At 73.0% G+C, this 18105-nt stretch carries 18 protein-coding genes; 10 read left to right on the plus strand and 8 right to left on the minus strand.

Features of this window, described 5'->3' with window-relative positions; genetic code table 11:
* The first annotated feature begins 82 nt into the window (after window positions 1-82).
* Window positions 83-376, plus strand: a complete 294-nt coding sequence (locus tag ACQZOG_RS02890) for a hypothetical protein (RefSeq protein ID WP_037640082.1) — start codon at window positions 83-85, stop codon at window positions 374-376.
* A 25-nt stretch (window positions 377-401) separates the two neighbouring features.
* Here the strand turns inward: ACQZOG_RS02890 and ACQZOG_RS02895 are convergent, their stop codons facing one another.
* Window positions 402-1148: a DUF6227 family protein gene (locus tag ACQZOG_RS02895; RefSeq protein WP_382004548.1), complete on the minus strand. Its 747-nt coding sequence runs from the start codon at window positions 1146-1148 to the stop codon at window positions 402-404.
* A gap of 392 nt (window positions 1149-1540) precedes the next feature.
* Between ACQZOG_RS02895 and ACQZOG_RS02900 the strand changes: the two genes are divergently transcribed.
* The gene (locus tag ACQZOG_RS02900) at window positions 1541-2014 is read left to right on the plus strand and encodes an MscL family protein (protein ID WP_382004658.1); all 474 of its coding nucleotides are present in this window, start codon (window positions 1541-1543) and stop codon (window positions 2012-2014) included.
* 17 nt (window positions 2015-2031) lie between these two features.
* Here ACQZOG_RS02900 and ACQZOG_RS02905 read toward each other — a convergent pair whose 3' ends face one another.
* A complete protein-coding gene (locus tag ACQZOG_RS02905; protein ID WP_193455011.1) occupies window positions 2032-2205 on the minus strand; it encodes a hypothetical protein in 174 nt (57 codons plus the stop codon).
* Between the two features lie 43 nt (window positions 2206-2248).
* On the opposite strand from ACQZOG_RS02905, the gene ACQZOG_RS02910 reads away from it, so the two are divergent.
* Complete coding sequence (locus ACQZOG_RS02910; RefSeq protein WP_193455012.1) at window positions 2249-3277, plus strand: P1 family peptidase; 1029 nt, start codon at window positions 2249-2251, stop codon at window positions 3275-3277.
* Window positions 3278-3330: 53 nt separating this feature from the next.
* Here the strand turns inward: ACQZOG_RS02910 and ACQZOG_RS02915 are convergent, their stop codons facing one another.
* The 5 genes from ACQZOG_RS02915 to ACQZOG_RS02935 form a co-directional block, all read right to left on the minus strand.
* Complete coding sequence (locus tag ACQZOG_RS02915; RefSeq protein WP_167338232.1) at window positions 3331-3948, minus strand: hypothetical protein; 618 nt, start codon at window positions 3946-3948, stop codon at window positions 3331-3333.
* Between the two features lie 295 nt (window positions 3949-4243).
* Window positions 4244-5077 (minus strand): S-methyl-5'-thioadenosine phosphorylase, encoded by an 834-nt coding sequence (locus ACQZOG_RS02920; protein WP_063833281.1) that lies wholly within the window; start codon window positions 5075-5077, stop codon window positions 4244-4246.
* Window positions 5078-5214: 137 nt separating this feature from the next.
* Window positions 5215-5541, minus strand: a complete 327-nt coding sequence (locus ACQZOG_RS02925; protein ID WP_078492862.1) for an FmdB family zinc ribbon protein — start codon at window positions 5539-5541, stop codon at window positions 5215-5217.
* 67 nt (window positions 5542-5608) lie between these two features.
* Complete coding sequence (locus tag ACQZOG_RS02930) at window positions 5609-6901, minus strand: MFS transporter (protein WP_387787008.1); 1293 nt, start codon at window positions 6899-6901, stop codon at window positions 5609-5611.
* 224 nt (window positions 6902-7125) lie between these two features.
* Window positions 7126-8640, minus strand: coding sequence for a potassium/proton antiporter (locus ACQZOG_RS02935; protein WP_033277380.1), 1515 nt, complete (start codon window positions 8638-8640; stop codon window positions 7126-7128).
* A gap of 289 nt (window positions 8641-8929) precedes the next feature.
* Here ACQZOG_RS02935 and ACQZOG_RS02940 point away from each other — a divergent pair, with 289 nt between their 5' ends.
* A complete protein-coding gene (locus ACQZOG_RS02940; RefSeq protein WP_430741247.1) occupies window positions 8930-11761 on the plus strand; it encodes a penicillin acylase family protein in 2832 nt (943 codons plus the stop codon).
* A gap of 61 nt (window positions 11762-11822) precedes the next feature.
* Here the strand turns inward: ACQZOG_RS02940 and ACQZOG_RS02945 are convergent, their stop codons facing one another.
* On the minus strand, window positions 11823-12458 hold the full coding sequence (locus ACQZOG_RS02945) for a 5-formyltetrahydrofolate cyclo-ligase (protein ID WP_193467672.1): 636 nt from the start codon (window positions 12456-12458) through the stop codon (window positions 11823-11825).
* 92 nt (window positions 12459-12550) lie between these two features.
* On the opposite strand from ACQZOG_RS02945, the gene galU reads away from it, so the two are divergent.
* From galU to sepX, 6 genes are all read left to right on the plus strand, one after another.
* Window positions 12551-13462: a UTP--glucose-1-phosphate uridylyltransferase GalU gene (galU, locus tag ACQZOG_RS02950; RefSeq protein ID WP_037640074.1), complete on the plus strand. Its 912-nt coding sequence runs from the start codon at window positions 12551-12553 to the stop codon at window positions 13460-13462.
* A complete protein-coding gene (gene glp / locus ACQZOG_RS02955; RefSeq protein ID WP_193455015.1) occupies window positions 13459-14781 on the plus strand; it encodes a molybdotransferase-like divisome protein Glp in 1323 nt (440 codons plus the stop codon). The genes galU and glp overlap by 4 nt, the downstream gene beginning before the upstream one ends.
* 86 nt (window positions 14782-14867) lie before the next feature.
* The gene (moaC, locus tag ACQZOG_RS02960; RefSeq protein ID WP_058916628.1) at window positions 14868-15383 is read left to right on the plus strand and encodes a cyclic pyranopterin monophosphate synthase MoaC; all 516 of its coding nucleotides are present in this window, start codon (window positions 14868-14870) and stop codon (window positions 15381-15383) included.
* Entirely contained in the window at window positions 15380-15901 is a 522-nt protein-coding gene (locus ACQZOG_RS02965; protein WP_203550650.1) for a MogA/MoaB family molybdenum cofactor biosynthesis protein, read from the plus strand. Before moaC ends, ACQZOG_RS02965 begins: the two co-directional genes overlap by 4 nt.
* Window positions 15902-15918: 17 nt before the next feature.
* Window positions 15919-16581 carry a GNAT family N-acetyltransferase gene (locus ACQZOG_RS02970; RefSeq protein ID WP_033277374.1) on the plus strand — a complete coding sequence of 221 codons (663 nt, stop codon included), beginning with the start codon at window positions 15919-15921 and terminating at the stop codon, window positions 16579-16581.
* Between the two features lie 173 nt (window positions 16582-16754).
* A complete protein-coding gene (gene sepX / locus ACQZOG_RS02975; protein WP_203550651.1) occupies window positions 16755-18047 on the plus strand; it encodes a divisome protein SepX/GlpR in 1293 nt (430 codons plus the stop codon).
* Window positions 18048-18105 lie beyond the last annotated feature (58 nt).

Consider the following 18105-nt stretch of genomic DNA (forward strand, 5'->3'; position numbering starts at 1 on the left):
CAGTTCATGCCTAGTGCGATATAGATCACGATCGTCACGGTCCGGGGTACAACTCCCCGGACCGTGGTGTGTACTGGGCGGCATGGCTGAGCACGAGACCCTCTCGCGGACGACGGGTGCCACCGTCCTCACCCTGGTGGTTGTGGCCTGCGCGGCCGGCCTGGCCGACGCCCTCCGGCGCCGCGTACGCCTCCGTCGGCGCGCGCGCCACCATGCCGGGGCGGAGCCCGTCCCGGCGCCCGTCCACACCCACCACGGCTCCCCGACCATCCCGCGTCAGCGGGCCACAGGCCCGAGCGCGGAGACCGTACGCCTCACCGAGGCCGAGCGCGACGCGTTCGCCGTCCTCGTACGGCGTCTCTCCGAAGGGGACTAGGCCTGCTGCCACCCCGCCCAGGGGTTCAGCGGCCCTGCGCGGCCCGGCGCTCCATCGCCCGCCGCGCGGCGTCCTCGCTCGTGTACACCTCGCACATGTGCCGCCCGTCCGGCGTCACCGTGTGCTCGACCTCCCACAGCGAGACCTCACCGCCGTCCCCCAGCAGGAACGCGTGCTCGTACAGCGAGAAGCACAGCGCCGCACGGCCCGCCCGCGAAGGACGGCCGAAGGCCTGCGTGATGCGATGCGCGCACGCCGTCGACAGCAGGGCCGCCGTCTCGGCGTCCGGCCGGTCCGCGTTCTCCGCCCGGCGCAGTAAACGCCGCGCGTGATCGGGGGAGCCGTCCGGGATGTACGCGTGGCGTACCGCGGGCAGCGTGAACGCGGGCGCCGTCACCGGCAGTTCGAAGTCCGGGGCCTCCGGCGGCAACGGCAGCCGCGCGGTCGCCGTCCGCAACTCCTCCTCGTCCACGTACACCTCGTGCTGCGGCTCGCTGCCCGGGGCGGTGTTGTGGACCAGCTCCCACAGCGTCAGCGCCGAACCGTCCGCCAGCAGCCACGTGTGCCGGTAGGTCTCCCGGTGCAGACCCGCGCTGTGGTGCGCCGAGTGCAGGGAACCGTCGTGCGCCAGCGCGCAGTCCAGCCGGCGGATCGTCTCGTCCGGCAGCTCGAAGGAGTTCAGGGCGCGGCCCAGGAGGCGCGCGAGATGCTCCTCCGGTGAGTCGGACGAGTCAGGTGGTTCGCACGCTGCCGTCTCGTACGGAACGCTCAAGGCTTCTCCCGGCGTTGCTGCATGTCACCTTGTGGGTGCATACCGTAGCCCCTCGGTCGGACGTCGTGTCCGGGAACCGAGAAAACGTATGCCCGGACGACGAGCGGAACACACGAAAAGTTCCCGGCCGACCTCGCCCCGACATGAATTGTTCCTGGTCAAACGGTACTTCAGGGGTGCGTGGGGGAGGGGATGCGACCCGTTGCGCGCCGCCCCGCGCACGCCGGGGGCTTCGCCCCCTCCCGTCCCGCTGTCCGACACGACTGGACACGTCGCCTCGGTGGTGACGTAAGTTGCGGAGCGCTTTCTTCCGCACTACGCACGAGAAATGAGGCCCCGGAGTGAGCGACCAGGAGAAGACGAGCCTGTGGCAGGGCTTCAAGGCCTTCCTGATGCGCGGGAACGTCGTCGATCTGGCGGTGGCGGTCGTCATCGGCGCCGCCTTCACCAACATCGTCAACTCGGTCGTGGAAGGGGTCATCAACCCGCTCGTCGGTGCGTTCGGCACCCAGAACCTCGACAGCTACACGTCCTGCCTCAAGGGCCCCTGTGAGGGCACCGGGGACGCGGCGACCGGCGTGCGCATCCTGTGGGGCTCGGTGCTCGGCGCGACACTGCAGTTCGTGCTCACGGCGGCCGTCGTCTACTTCCTGATGGTGCTGCCCATGGCGAAGTACCTGGCCCGCGTGGAGGCGCGCCGGAAGGCGAAGGAAGGTGCCCACGAGGTCGTCGAGGTGACCGAGCTGGAAGTCCTCAAGGAGATCCGCGACGCGCTGCTCGCCGAGCGCGCGCAGGGCGGCGGCAGGAACCTGCGGGCGGACGACGGCGGGCGGACCGGCGACGGGCGGACCGACGACGGACGGTAGGAGAACCCGCCGCGCGGTCAGATGTGGTGGGGCGGCTTCTCGTCGAGGAAACGCCTCAGGTCGGCGGCGCTGTCGCCGGACGGTCGCTCGCCCCAGCCGCGGTCCGTGTCGTCGGAGGCCGGCTGGTCCAGCGGGTCGTCGAAGACGAGCGCGGGCTTCGGCTCGTGCGGCTGCTCGGGGGCGGTACTCATGCCTCCAGGGTACGGCCGGGGCCGCGGGGGCATGACTGCCCCCATGAAGGCTGACGCTCTGACGGATGTGGCCGGCGTGCGCGTGGGGCACGCGACGCGGACCGGCGACGGATGGCTCACCGGGACCACGGTGGTGCTCGCCCCGGAGGGAGGCGCGGTCGCCGCGGTGGACGTACGCGGCGGCGGACCCGGCACGAAGGAGACCGACGCGCTGGACCCGCGCAACGTGGTGCAGCGCGTGGACGCGGTCACCCTCACCGGCGGCAGCGCCTTCGGCCTGGACGCGGCCTCCGGGGTGATGGCCTGGCTGGAGGAGCAGGGCCGCGGGGTGCGGGTCGGTCCCGAGCCGACGCACGTGGTGCCCGTCGTGCCCGCCGCCTGCGTCTTCGACCTGCGCCGGGGCGGCGACTTCCGGGCCCGGCCCGACGCCTCCCTGGGCCGCGCGGCGGTCGAGGCCGCCGCGGCCACCGGTCCGGGGGCGCCGGTGCCGCAGGGATGCGTGGGCGCCGGGACGGGCGCCGTGGTCGGCCAGCTCAAGGGCGGGGTCGGCTCGGCGAGCACGGTCCTGCCGTCGGGGGTGACCGTGGCCGCGCTGGTGGTGGCCAACGCGGTGGGGTCGGCGGTGGACCTGGAGACGGGGGTCCTCTACGGGGACTACTTCGGCGGGCGCCCGCGTCTGCCCGGCCCCGAGGTGCACAGGGCCGCACGGCGCCGGCTGGCGGAGGCGGCCGAGCGCAACGCCCCGCCGCCGATGAACACCACCCTCGCCGTGGTCGCCACCGACGCCGACCTGACCCGCGCGCAGGCGCAGAAGCTGGCCGGTACCGCGCACGACGGCATCGCGCGCGCCGTCCGCCCGGTGCATCTGCTGAACGACGGCGACACCGTCTTCACCCTGGCCACCGGCACCCGACCGCTGGACGCGAAGGACCCGCTCGCGCTGAACGAGGTGCTCGCGGCGGGCGCGGACCTGGTGACCCGGGCGATCGTCCGCGCCGTGCGGGCCGCCGACCCGGTGGACGGACCGGGCGGCGCGTGGCCGTCGTACGGGGAGTTGTACGGGGGGAGCTGAGAGGGCGGACGGGGACGGCCGCCGGCCGGTCAGGGCGCCCGGCGCCGCGCGCGTCACCACAGCGTCACCGCCAGCCGGGCCGTGGCGCTCGCGCCGGCCAGCTCGGCGGCCGTGTCGCGCGGCACCGACAGGACGACCAGCGCGCCCCCGTCGCCGTCCGGCGGCTCCGGCACCTCCGTGACCCGCGCCCCGCGCGCGACCACTCGGGCCTCACCGCCGGACACCGTCTCCTCGGCCGCGATCACGTCCACCCGGTCGCCGGGCCGCAGCAGCCGGACCGTGGCCCCGTCGGCGATCCGCACCGGCGCGGAGACCGGCGCGCCCGCGCGCCGCTGCCGTACGGGACGGTCGTCACCGCCCGACGGCACGGGGGTCCCGGCCGCCGCCCGGGCCGGCTCGGGATGTCCGCGCGAGCGGTCGCTGTCCCTCGGGCCCGCCGCGACGAGCGCGGCCGCGGTCACCGCGAGACCGACCGCCACCGCCCGTCTGCGGTGCCGCGCCAGCCTGCCCGCGAGCGGCAGCATGCCGCGCACCCGCACCGGGTCGAAGTGCGGCACCTCGCACGGCGGCGGCACATCGGCACCGTGCGGACGCGGGAACGGGGAGCGACGGTACGCCGAGGGTGCGCAGGGCACCGAGGGCACGGACGACAAGGACGACAAGGACGACATGGACACGGGGCCACCACCTGGGACGCGGGAACGGCTTGCGCACCTCACGATGAAGCCCCCGACGGAATCCCGCCGGGGGCTGTGAACGCATCCTCAGCTGTGGAAAACCGCGCCACCCGAACGAGCGCCTCCGCGCCCCCGCGACGCCTCCGCCTCCGCGACGCCCCACTTCCACGCCAACGCGACGCCCCACTTCCACGCCTCCGCGACGCCCCACCTCCACGCCAGCGCGACGCCCCGCCTCCGCGACGCCCCGCCCCATAAGCCCCGCCGCCACCCCGCGACCCGGCGCCACCTACGGCAACGCGAACCCCGGATCCATCCCGCCCAGCGCCGACGCGCACAGACAGTCCCGCTCCTCCGTCGACGGCAGCGCCGCCACCGCGTCGAACAGCACCCCCCGCAGCCGGTCCACGTTGGCCGCGAACACCTGGAGCACCTCGTCGTGGGAGACGCCCTCACCCGTCTCGGCGCCCGCGTCCAGGTCCGTGACCAGCGTCAACGACGTGTAGCAGAGCTCCAGCTCACGGGCGAGCGCCGCCTCGGGGTGCCCGGTCATGCCCACCACGGACCAGCCCTGCGCCTGGTGCCACAGCGACTCGGCGCGGGTGGAGAAGCGCGGGCCCTCGACGACGACCAGCGTGCCGCCGTCGACCGCCTCCCAGTCCCGCCCGCGGGCCGCCTTCAGGGCGGACGCCCGCCCGGTGGGGCAGTAGGGGTCGGCCAGGGACACGTGGACGACGTTCGGCACGGTGCCGTCGGGCAGCGGCAGCCCGTCGAAGTAGGAGTTGGCGCGGGACTTGGTGCGGTCCACGAGCTGGTCCGGCACCAGGAGCGTGCCCGGTCCGTACTCGGGGCGCAGACCGCCCACCGCGCACGGGCCGAGGACCTGGCGCACGCCGACCGACCGCAGCGCCCACAGGTTGGCGCGGTAGTTGATGCGGTGCGGGGGCAGGTGGTGGCCGCGTCCGTGCCGGGGCAGGAAGGCGACCCGCCGGCCGGCCACCTCGCCGAGGAAGAGGGAGTCGCTGGGCGCCCCGTAGGGGGTGTCGACCTGGACCTCGGTCACGTCGTCGAGGAAGGAGTAGAAGCCGGATCCGCCGATGACGCCGATCTCGGCGTTCGCCATGTTCGCCATGGCCCGACCCTAACGGCACCCGGAAAGGCCGGGAGAGAGCCCCGTCGGCCGCCCCGGTCGCGCCGGGACACACCGAGGGCCCCGCCGTCGGGGGACGACAGGGCCCAGGGGAAGCGTGTGTCGGGCGGTCAGGCCGCCGTGGTGCTCGTCGAGCTGCCGGAGGAGCCGGACGAGGACGAGCTCGAACCGGAGTCCGACGAAGAAGAGCTCGACGACGAAGAACTCGACGAAGAGGATCCGGAGGACTTCGACGACGCCGGCGAGGAGCTCGACGAGGAGCCGCGGCTGTCGTTGCGGTAGAAACCGGAACCCTTGAAGACGATGCCGACCGCGGAGAACACCTTCTTCAGGCGGCCCTGGCAGTTGGGGCACTCGGTCAGGGCGTCGTCGGTGAACTTCTGCACCGCCTCGAGGCCCTCGCCGCACTCGGTGCACTGGTACTGGTAGGTCGGCACTGTCTTCCTCCTGGCACTCTCACTCAATGAGTGCTAACGACGGTCCATAGTGACGCATTCCGCGGGCCTAGTCCACTGCGACGGGCTCGCGGTGACCCATGCCACGTGCGACGGTACGCCCGCGCGGAGCACCCGCGAGCCGCGAGCGCAGGGCCAGCAGGGTCGCCAGCGCCAGCAGCGTGCCGCCCATCGGCACCAGGAACCCGGCGCCGTCCCACAGCCGGTCCTCGAACTGTCCGGCGACGGTGACGGCGGCGGCCTGGCCCAGCGCGACGGCGCCGGTCAGCCAGGTGAACGCCTCGGTGCGGGCGCCCGCCGGGACCAGGCTCTCCACCAGCGTGTAGCCGGTGATCAGCGCCGGGGCGATGCACATGCCGACCAGCAGGCCGAGCGTGCCCAGCAGCAGCGAGGAGTCGGCCGTCCACAGCGCGGACGCGGCCAGCGCGAGGGCGGCGTAGGCGACGATCAGGCGGCGCTGCGGGGCGACCTTCCAGGCGATCGCGCCGCAGGCGAGGCCGGCGAGCATGTTGCCCGCGGCGAAGACGCCGTACAGGACGCCGTTGAGGCCCGGTTCGCCGATGGACTCGGTGTACGCGGCCAGGGAGACCTGCATGCCGCCGAAGACGGAGCCGATGCCGAGGAACGTCACGATCAGCACGCGCACGCCGGGCATGCGCAGCGCGGAGGCGTGCCGTACGCGCGTGTGGCCGTCGGCGGTCGTGGCGACCGGCGGCTGGGTGCCCTTCTGAGCGGCGAACAGCAGACCGCCGACCAGGGTGAGCGCGGCCTCGGTGACCAGGCCCGCGGACGGGTCGACCGTCGTGCACAGCGCGGTGGCCAGCAGCGGGCCGACGACGAAGGTGAACTCGTCGGTGACGGACTCGAAGGCCGCGGCGGTCGCCATCAGCGGGGAGCCCTTGAGACGGACGCCCCAGCGGGCGCGGACCATCGGCCCGACCTGCGGCACGGAGGCGCCGGTGGGGACGGCCGCGGCGAACAGCGCCCACAGCGGTGCGCCGTTCAGCGCGAGGGCGGTGAGGGCGAGTCCGGCCGCCGCGTGCACCAGCACGCCCGGCACCAGCACGGCGCGCTGGCCGTGCCGGTCGGCGAGCCGGCCGGTGTACGGGGCGAACAGCGCCATGGAGACGCCGGTGACGGCCGCGACGGCGCCGGCCGCGCCGTAGGAGCCGGTGGTGTGCTGGACGAGCAGCACGATGGAGAGGGTGAGCATCGCGAACGGCTGACGCGCCGCGAAGCCGGGGAGCAGGAACGTCCACGCGCCGCGGGTGCGCAGCAGGCGGCCGTATCCCGGTCGGGAGGTGGCCGCCGAGTCCTTCGACGTGGTGACCGTGGATGCCACGGCCCGTGCCTTTCCGCCACCTGGTAGCGCCCCGCACGAGGTCGCGCGGGCACGCCGAGAGCTGTCCTCTTGCGCTGACTGCGGTAGATACCGGCGCCACAGCTCAGGGCGCCCGGCCGCCATACGGTCGCGCCAGCTCTGCGTCAGGCAGAGTTGGTTCGATCTGGGGTCGCTTCATGATACAGGGGGTGACGGCGTGGACGCCTGTGAAGGTGAGCATCCTCTCAGCGTCCGGCCTGCGATCCTTCGGTGTCCCGGCCGGTGCCCAGCCAGCCGGCGAGCTTGCCGCCCCGGGCGACCGCGCGCAGCCGGCGCTCCGCCGCGTCCCGCACCGGGTCGGTGGCGACGACGAGGAGTTCGTCGCCGCGGCGCAGCATCGTCTCCGGCGACGGCACGAAGGACGTCCCGTCCCGCACGACGAGGGTGACGGCGGACCCGGTGGGCAGCCGCAGCTCGCCCACCTCGACGCCGTGCATCCTGGACCCGGCGGGGACGGTGACCGACAGCAGGTGGCCGCGCAGCCGCTCCAGGGGCGCCGACTCCACGCCGAGGTCGGCGGCGCCGGAGTCGCCGAGCCGCAGCAGCCGGGCCAGTCCGGGCAGCGTCGGGCCCTGCACCAGGGTGTAGACGACGACCAGCAGGAAGACGATGTTGAAGATCCGCTCGCTGCCGTCGACGCCCTGCACCATCGGGATGGTCGCCAGGATGATCGGCACGGCGCCGCGCAGGCCCGCCCAGGACATCAGCGTCTGCTCCTGCCAGGGCACCCGGAACGGCGTCAGGCACAGCACGACACTGAGCGGACGGGCCACCATCGTGAGGACCAGCCCGACGACGAGGGCGGGCACGATGTCGTCGGCGAGTTCGTGCGGGGTGACCAGCAGGCCGAGCAGCACGAACATGCCGATCTGGGCGAGCCAGCCGAGCCCTTCGGCGAAGCCGCGGGTGGCGGGCCAGTGCGGCAGTTTGGCGTTGCCGAGCAGCATCGAGGCGAGGTAGACGGCGAGGAAGCCGCTGCCGTGGACGAGCGCGCCGCCCGCGTAGGCGGTGACGGCGATGGCCATGACGGCGATCGGGTAGAGGCCGGAGGCGGGCAGCGCCACGTGCCGCAGGCCCCAGGCGCCGAGCCAGCCGACGGCGAGACCGACGGCGGCGCCGATCGCCAGCTCCAGCAGGATCTCGCCGATCAGCACGTACCAGTGCTCGACAGGACCGGCCGTGGAGAAGGCCACCACGAGGATCACCACGGGGGCGTCGTTGAAGCCGGACTCGGCCTCCAGGGTGCCCCGCACCCGGGCGGGCAGCGGAACCTTCCGCAGCACCGAGAAGACGGCCGCCGCGTCCGTCGAGGAGACCACCGCGCCGATGATGAGCGCCTGCCGCCATTCCAGCCCGATCAGCAGGTGCGCCGCCGTGGCCGTCACGCCGACGCTCACCGCGACGCCGGCCAGCGCCAGCGCGGCCGCCGAGGGCAGGACCGGTCTGATCTCGGTCCACTTGGTGCCCAGACCGCCCTCGGCGAGGATCACGACCAGGGCCGCGTACCCGATCACCTGGGTCAACTCGGCGTTGTCGAACTGGATGTCGCCGATGCCGTCCTGGCCGATGGCGATGCCGATGCCCAGGTAGACGAGCAGGCTGGGGAGCCCGCTGCGCGAGGAGATCCGGACCGCGGCCACGGCGACGAGCAGAACGAGCGAGCAGACGAGCAGGAGCTGGTTGAGGTGGTGGACAGTCAGCGGCGTTCCCTTCCCCGGCCCTGGCGCACCCGTGAGGGAGCGCGCGTCCGTCGCGGGCGATGCGCCCGCTTTCCGGGCGAACCGCTTCGATTGTCACGGCGAACTACTTCGTTACCTTACCTAACTCTTGACGCGTTCTTGACGCGGAAGGCGGCAAGATCGAACGCCCGTCCGGGCTGGTTCCCCACTCCGCGTCAAGGGGCGCGGAGCCCTGCGCCTATCGTTGCTCCAGCGCTCAGTTAAAAGCACAGCCCGACCTGCCGCTCGCGTTAGGACAGCAAGGACAGCGATGCCCACCGACACCACCGCCGCCTCCACGGGTCAGCAGGCCGCCGGCACGTCCGGCAGGAAGAAGGGGCGCAAAGGCCGTCTCGTCGTGCTCGTCCTGGTGCTGGCCCTGATCGGAGGCGTCGCCTACGGGGCGTACTGGTCCGTCAGCACCGTGCGCGCCTCGTTCCCGCAGACCGAGGGGTCGATCACCCTCGAAGGACTCTCCGGACCCGTCGACGTCAGACGCGACGGCTACGGCATCCCGCAGATCTACGCCTCCTCCGACGAGGACCTGTTCATGGCGCAGGGCTACGTCCAGGCGCAGGACCGGTTCTACGAGATGGACGTGCGCCGGCACATGACGTCCGGCCGGCTGTCGGAGATGTTCGGCGCGGGCCAGGTCGACAACGACGCGTTCCTGCGCACCCTCGGCTGGGACCGCGTCGCGAAGCAGGAGTACGAGGAGAAGCTGTCCCCCGCCACCAAGAAGTACCTCCAGGCGTACGCCAAGGGCGTCAACGCCTACCTGGAGGGCAAGGACGGCAAGGACATCTCCCTCGAGTACGCGGCACTGGGCTTCGAGAACGACTACGCGCCGGGCGAGTGGACGCCGGTCGACTCCGTGGCCTGGCTGAAGGCGATGGCCTGGGACCTGCGCGGCAACATGCAGGACGAGATCGACCGGGCGCTGCTGACCAGCCGCCTCGGCCCGAAGCAGATCGCCGACCTGTACCCGTCGTACCCGTACGGCCGGAACAAGCCGATCGTGCAGGAGGGCGGCTACGACGAGGGCAGCGGCACGTTCGAGGCCGAGGGCGGCTCGGGTGACGGCGAAGGCGAAGGCGACGGCTCCGGGGACGGCTCCGGCGACGGCACCGGCACCGGCGACGGCGCCGGTTCGGAGCTCGGCGGCGGCACGGAAGGCGGCACGGGCTCCGGTGCGGAGGGCGACGCGGCCGGCTTCGAGGGCCAGCTCACCGGACTCCAGCGGGTGCTGGAGGACCTCCCCACCGCCGTCGGCGTGAACGGCGACGGCATCGGCTCCAACTCCTGGGTCGTCTCCGGCGACCACACCGTCTCCGGCAAGCCGCTGCTCGCCAACGACCCCCACCTGTCGGCCTCCTTGCCGTCCGTCTGGTACCAGATGGGCCTGCACTGCCGCGACGTCTCCGACAAGTGCCGCTACGACGTCACCGGTTACACCTTCGCGGGCATGCCGGGCGTGATAATCGGCCACAACCAGGACATCGCCTGGGGCCTGACCAACTCCGGTGTCGACGTCACCGACCTCTACCTGGAGAAGATCACCGGCGACGGCTACCAGTACGGCGACAAGGTGGTGCCGTTCGAGACGCGCGAGGAGACCATCAAGGTCGCCGGCGGCTCCTCGCGGAAGATCGTGATCCGCGAGACCAACAACGGCCCGCTGCTGTCGGACCGTTCGGACGAGCTGGTGAAGACCGGCAAGAAGGCCGCCGTCGAGAGCGCCGCCCCCGACCGGGGCGACGGCTACGCGGTGGCGCTGCGCTGGACCGCCCTGGACCCCGGCCGCACCATGGACGCCGTCTTCGCGATCAACCGCGCCAAGGACTGGGACGACTTCCGCGAGGCCGCCGAGCTGTTCGAGGTGCCCTCGCAGAACCTGGTCTACGCGGACACCGAACACATCGGCTACACCCTGCCCGGCAAGATCCCGACCCGGGCGAAGAAGCACGACGGTTCCGTCCCCGCCCCCGGCTGGGACCCGGACTACGAGTGGACCGGCTGGGTCGACCAGGACGAACTGCCCTACGAGTTCGACCCCGAGCGCGGCTACATCGTCACCGCCAACCAGGCCGTCGTCGACGAGGACTACCCGTACACGCTGACCACCGACTGGGGCTACGGCGCCCGCAGCCAGCGGATCAACGACCTGATCCAGTCGAAGATCAAGGACGGCGGGAAGATCTCCACCGACGACATGCGGCAGATGCAGCTGGACAACTCCAGCTCCATCGCCAAGCTGCTGGTGCCCGAACTGCTCAAGATCGACGTCGGCGACGAGCACGTCCGCCAGGCACAGAAGCTGCTGGAGGGCTGGGACTACACCCAGGACGCCGACTCGGCCGCCGCCGCGTACTTCAACTCCGTCTGGCGCAACATCCTCAAGCTCTCCTTCGGCCACAAGCTGCCCAAGGAGCTGCGGGTCAAGGGCCAGTGCCTGTGGGTCGAGCCGGTCAACACCACCGGCCCGGCCGACGAGGCGGCCAAGGTCCGCGAGTGCGGCCAGCGCTCCGCGAGCCAGGCGCAGCCGGACGGCGGCGACCGCTGGTTCGAGGTGGTCCGGCGGCTGATGGCCGACGAGGACAGCGAGTGGTGGACCACGCCGAAGCGCGGCACCCGCCCCGGCGCGGAGAACCGTGACGAGCTGTTCAAGCGGGCCATGATCGACGCCCGGTGGGAGCTGACCGCCAAGCTCGGCAAGGACATCGACACCTGGAACTGGGGCCGGCTGCACCGCCTGTTCCTGGACAACCAGACCCTCGGCAGCGACGGGCCCGGCTTCGTGAAGTACGTGCTCAACCGCGGCCCGTGGAACCTCGGCGGCGGCGAGGCCACCGTCAACGCCACGGGCTGGAACGCCGCCGGCGGCTACGGCGTGGTGTGGGTGCCGTCCATGCGGATGGTCGTCAACCTCGACGACCTCGACAAGTCCCGCTGGATCAACCTGACCGGCGCCTCCGGGCACGCCTACAACGCCCACTACGTCGACCAGACGGACAAGTGGGCCGAGGGCGAACTGCTGGAGTGGCCCTTCTCGGAGAAGGCGGTCGAGGACGCCACCACCGACCACCTGGTGCTCAAGCCCTGACCCGCACCCCGCGGGCACGACGGCCGGCCTCCACGCGCGCGTGGAGGCCGGTCCGCGTCTCTCAGGCCTCGGGAGCCGGGCGGCCGAACCGCCGCACCCCGGACGGGGTCACCACGGCGTCCACCGGCCGGTCGTGCGGCTCCTGCGGCACCCGCTCCACGACCTCCCAGTCGTACAGCAGCACCACCAGCGCCGGACGCACGCGGGCCCGCTCCAGGCGGGCGAGGACGCGGTCGTAGGAGCCGCCGCCTCGGCCCAGGCGCATCCCGCGGGCGTCCACGGAGAGACCGGGCAGCAGCACGGCGTCCGCCTCCGTCACGGCCCGGGGGCGCAGCCGCTCCCCTGCGGGCTCCAGCAAGGTCATCCGCCCGCCGCCGTGCTCCGCGGGCAGCAGGGAGTCCGGGCCCCGGTACACGCCCCACGCCAGGTCGTTGTCGGGCAGCAGCGCGGGCAGCAGCACCCGCACGCCCCGCGCGCGCAGCGCGTCCAGCAGCGCGAGCGTGCCCGGTTCGCTCCCCACGGAGACGTACGCGGCGACCGTGCGGGCCTCCGCCAGCTCGGGCAGCGCGAGCGCCCGGCGGGCCAGGGCGCCGGCGTGCGCCTGAACGTCATCGGCCGTCAATCCGTTCCTCACCTGGAGGACTTCGCGCCGTCGCGTGCGCTTGTCAGGTTCGGGCTGGCCCTGGTTCTGTCTCAAGTCGATTCCCGTACTGTCTTAATGTGCTCATATGAGCATTTTTTCAGCGGAGTCACAGATTCAGTGCAAAGACACCGGCTAGGGTGTCGCCCATGTCTCAGTCACACCCGCGGATCAGCAAGGCTGTCATCCCCGCCGCCGGCCTCGGCACCCGGTTCCTGCCGGCCACCAAGGCCACGCCCAAGGAGATGCTGCCGGTGGTCGACAAGCCGGCGATCCAGTACGTGGTCGAAGAGGCCGTCGCCGCCGGCCTCGACGACGTCCTCATGGTTACGGGCCGCAACAAGCGCCCGCTCGAGGACCACTTCGACCGCAACTACGAACTCGAGTCCGCGCTCGAGAAGAAGGGCGACGGCGAACGTCTCGCCAAGGTCCAGGAATCCAGCGACCTCGCCACCATGCACTACGTCCGTCAGGGCGACCCCAAGGGCCTCGGCCACGCCGTGCTGTGCGCCGCCCCGCACGTCGGCGACGAGCCCTTCGCCGTCCTCCTCGGCGACGACCTGATCGACCCGCGGGACCCGCTGCTCCAGCGCATGATCGAGGTGCAGCAGGAGCACGGAGGCAGCGTCGTCGCGCTGATGGAGGTGGCCCCCGAGCAGATCCACCTCTACGGCTCCGCCGCCGTCGAGGCCACCACCGACGCCGACGTCGTCCGGCTCAGCGGACTGGTCGAGAAGCCCTCCCGCGAGGAGGCGCCCTCCCACTACGCCATCATCGGCCGCTACGTCCTCGACCCGGCCGTCTTCGACGTGCTGAGCAAGACCGAGCCCGGCCGCGGCGGCGAGATCCAGCTGACCGACGCCCTCCAGCAGCTCGCCGCGGACGCCACGCTCGGCGGGCCGGTGCACGGCGTCATCTTCCAGGGCCGCCGCTATGACACCGGCGACCGCGGGGACTACCTGCGTGCCATTGTCCGTCTCGCGTGCGAACGTGAGGACCTGGGACCGGACTTCCGGACCTGGCTCCAGCGATTCGTCACCGAGGAGATGCAGCAACGTTGAGCAGCGCCGCGCCCCGCACCGCAGAACCGGACCACCTCTGGTCGGTGGACGAGCACCTGGACGACATCCTCGCGACCGTCCGCCCGCTCGACCCCATCGAGCTGAACCTCCTCGACGCACAGGGCTGCGTCCTCGTCGAGGACATCACGGTCCCGGTCTCCCTGCCCCCCTTCGACAACAGCTCGATGGACGGCTACGCGGTGCGGGTCGCGGACGTCGCCGGCGCGAGCGAGGAGTACCCGGCCTCCCTGGAGGTCGTCGGTGACGTCGCGGCCGGCGCGGCCGACCCCGTGCACGTCGGACCCGGCCAGGCCGCGCGCATCATGACCGGCGCCCCGCTCCCGCCCGGCGCCGAGACCGTCGTCCCCGTCGAGTGGACCGACGGCGGACTCGGCGAGGGCCCCGCCGCCGGGATGCGCGCCCGCAGCCTCGCCCCCGACGGCGCCACCGGACAGGTCGCCGTGCACCGCCCCGCGCCCGCCCGCGCGCACGTGCGCGCCCAGGGCAGCGACGTCCGGGCCGGCGACCGCGTCCTGGAGGCCGGCACCGTCCTCGGCCCGCCGCAGATCTCCCTGCTCGCCGCCGTCGGCCGCGGCACGGTCCGGGTGCGCCCGCGCCCGCGCGTGGTGGTCCTCTCCACCGGCAGCGAACTCGTCCAGCCCGACGAGCCGCTGCGCCCCGGCCAGATCTACGACTCCAACAGCTTCGCCCTCACCGCCGCCGCCCGTGAAGCCGGCGCGATCGCCTACCGCGTCGGCGCCGTCGCCGACGACGCCGAGACCCTCCGCGACACCATCGAGGACCAGCTCGTCCGCGCCGACCTCATGGTCACCTCCGGCGGCGTCAGCGTCGGGGCGTACGACGTCGTCAAGGAGGCGCTGTCGCACGCGGGCGACGAGGACGAGCCCGGCAGCGGTGTGGAGTTCCGCAGGCTCGCCATGCAGCCGGGCAAGCCGCAGGGCTTCGGCTCCATCGGCCCCGACCACACCCCGCTGCTCGCCCTCCCCGGCAACCCGGTCTCCTCCTACGTCTCCTTCGAGCTGTTCGTCCGCCCCGCCATCCGCACCCTGATGGGGCTCCAGGACGTCCACCGGCCGCGCGTCCGCGCCGAACTGAGGGCGGAGAAGGCGCTGACCTCGCCGAAGGGACGCCGCCAGTTCCTGCGCGGCCGGTACGCCGACGGGGTCGTCACGCCCGTCGGCGGCGCCGGATCGCATCTGGTCGCCGCCCTCGCGCAGGCGAACGCGCTCGTCGTCGTGCCCGAGGACGTCGAGGACGTGGCGCCCGGCACCGAGGTCGAGGTGGTCCTGCTCGGCTGAGCACCGCCCGTTGGCGGTACCGTGTCGCGCACAGCAGGCCCGCGCCCCGCACCGCGCCGGGCCAGGACCGGGAGCGCCACACGATCATGACCGTGCCATCCCGGGGGGACACCCCCGGACCCACCGACGACCAGTCCCGTCTGACCCACATCGACGAGGCGGGCGCCGCCCGCATGGTGGACGTGTCCGCCAAGGACGTCACCGCCCGCACCGCACGTGCCACCGGCCGCGTGCTCGTCGCGCCCCGCGTGATCGAGCTGCTGCGCGGCGGGGGCGTGCCCAAGGGCGACGCGCTCGCCACCGCGCGCATCGCGGGCATCATGGGCGCCAAACGCACCCCCGACCTGATCCCGCTGTGTCACCCCCTGGCGCTGTCCGGTGTGAAACTGGACCTGTCGGTCGCGGACGACGCCGTGGAGATCGCGGCGACCGTACGGACGACGGACCGCACGGGCGTCGAGATGGAAGCCCTCACCGCCGTGTCCGTGGCCGCGCTCACCGTCATCGACATGGTCAAGGCGGTCGACAAGGAGGCGGTCATCACGGACGTGCGGGTGGAGGAGAAGACGGGCGGCAAGTCGGGCGACTGGAGCCGGTCATGACGCCCCCCGCGGCCCCGTACCGGGCCCTCGTCGTCACGGCGTCCAACCGCGCCGCGGCCGGCGTCTACCAGGACACGGGCGGCCCGCTCATCGCCGACGGCCTGAGACGCTTCGGCTTCGCCGTCGACGGCCCGCGGGTCGTCCCCGACGGCGACCCCGTGGAGGCCGCCCTGCGCGCGGCCGTCGACGCCCGGTACGACGTCGTCGTCACCACCGGCGGCACCGGCATCTCGCCCACCGACCGCACCCCCGAGGCCACCCGCCGCGTGATCGACCGCGAGGTCCCCGGCATCGCGGAGGCCATCCGCGCGTACGGCCGGGACAAGGTGCCCACCGCCGCCCTCTCCCGGGGCCTCGCGGGCGTCGTGGGCGCCACGCTGATCGTCAACCTGCCCGGGTCCGGCGGCGGGGTGAAGGACGGCCTCGCCGTCCTGGAGCCGCTGCTGAGGCACGCGGTGGACCAGCTGCGCGGCGGGGACCACCCCCGTCCGGACGCCGGCGACGGGGGTGCGCGCTGAACACGCCGTACTGGCCCGTGGAGCTGAGGGACGGCGACATCGTCCTCCGCCCGATAAAGCTGCGCGACCAGAAGGCCTGGCGCGAGGTGAACCGCCGCAACCGGGACTGGCTGCGGCCCTGGGAGGCGACCATCCCGCCGCCCACGCCCAGCGGACCCGTCACCCACCGCCCCACCTACCGGCAGATGGTGCGCCACCTGCGCTCCGAGGCCAACGCGGGCCGCATGCTGCCGTTCGTCATCGAGTACCAGGGGCGCCTGGTCGGGCAGTTGACGGTCGCCGGGATCACCTGGGGTTCGATGTGCTCGGGCCACATCGGCTACTGGGTGGACGAGGCGGTGGCCGGCCGGGGCGTGGTGCCCACGTCCGTGGCGATGGTGGTGGACCACTGTTTCCGCGCCGTCGGACTGCACCGCATCGAGGTCTGCATTCGCCCCGAGAACGGGCCGAGCCGCAGAGTCGTGGAGAAACTCGGATTCCGTGAGGAAGGGCTGCGTCCGCGCTATCTCCACATCGACGGCGCGTGGCGCGACCATCTCGTGTTCGCGCTCACCGCGGAGGAAGTCCCCGACGGTCTTCTCGCCCGCTGGCGCCGCACCCGCGCGCAGGAGCGGTCCCGCGATGAACTGCCCGGACGCGGACAGCGCGACCGCGGAATCCCGCACGGCCCCGGTAATTGAATATACGTTCGAATTGCAGGCCGGGATGACCGATCCGGAACCGGCAATTACCGGGATCCGGCGACTGTCTGATCGCATCCATCACAAGAAAAGTTCGAAATATCAGCCAGATCGTGCGACACACCGGCCCAATTGGCCTATGGCCTCGTGCAAACCCCTCTACGGTGTGAGACGTGAGCAGCAGCGGCCTCATCTACGCAGTCATTGTCGGGGCCTGGGCCGCCTACTTGGTGCCGATGTGGCTCCGTAGGCAGGACGAGCTGAACGAGGCACGTCCGACGGAACGCTTCAGCACCGCCATCCGACTGCTGTCCGGACGGGCGGGCATGGAGCGCCGGTACGCCAAGGACCTGCGGGCGCGCTCCGCCGACGAGGAGGAGCAGGGCGTCCACGACCCGGATGCGATCACCGACATGGTGGACGTCCGGGCCTTCGCCGTGTCCCAGACCCGTCCGCAGACCCAGGCGCCCGTACCGGCCCCGCCCGAGGAGCACCCGGAACCGGGCCGCGACGGACGGGTCACGCGGGAACGCGGCGGGACCCCCCAGCACGAGCGCGGCGAACCGCACGCGCCGGAGGAGGCCGCCCCGCGTGAGGAGCGGCCCGCCGGCCGGGGTGAACCGGCCGCCGCCGGCGGCCCCGCCGCGCAGGGCCGCGTCCCCGCCGCGCGCCGCTCCCCGGACGCCGCCCGCCGGGACCGCAGCGCACAGGCCGCCGCCGAGCGCGCCCGGCGCTCGAAGGTCCTCGCGCGCCGCCGGCGCACCATCACGATGCTGTTCCTCGCCTTCACGCTCGGCGCGGTCGTCGCCGCCGTCGGCGGGCTGGCGTTCCTCTGGGCGCCGGGCGTGCCCGCCGTGCTGCTCAGCGCCTACATCGCCTACCTGCGCTCCCAGGAGCGCCGCCGGTTCGCCTACCAGATGGACCGCCGCCAGGCCGAGGCCGCGGCGCGGCGGCTGCGCGAGCGGCGGCCCCGTCGCCGTCCCGCGGCCGACGAGGCCGACCCGGACGAACCGGAGGGCCCGGAAGCCGGTGCCGACACCGACCCCGGCCTGTCCGCGCTCGCCGCGGACCGGCGCGCGCTGGTCGAGCAGACCGACCACGCCGAGTGGGTCGACCAGCAGCGCGAGCGCAGCCGGCGGCCCGGCCAGGGCGGCGACAGCTGGGACCCGGTCCCCGTCCCGCTCCCCACGTACGTGACGGCCCCCGTCGCCCCGCGCGCCTCCGGCGACGTCGACCTCGGCGCCCCGGACACCTGGAGCTCCGCCCGCTCCAGCGCCGTACCGGCCGAGGAGAGGCAGGCGGCGGCCGAGGAGCAGGACCCGCCGGCGGCCGACGACCGGGACCCGGACGACGGCCGCACCGACGCCCGCCGCGCCGCCTCCGCCCGCCGCTCCCGCGAGCGCGGACGCACCCCGCTGTTCGACCAGTACGAGGACGGCGACCGTCCCAAGGCCGCGAACGAGTAGCACCCGGCCAACGGATTTTTGAGCACCCCGATCGGGATGCTAAAGTTTCACTCGTTGC

It is taken from the genome of Streptomyces sp. P13-3-3, assembly GCF_050571355.1.
GTDB classification, from domain to species: Bacteria; Actinomycetota; Actinomycetes; order Streptomycetales; family Streptomycetaceae; genus Streptomyces; species Streptomyces althioticus.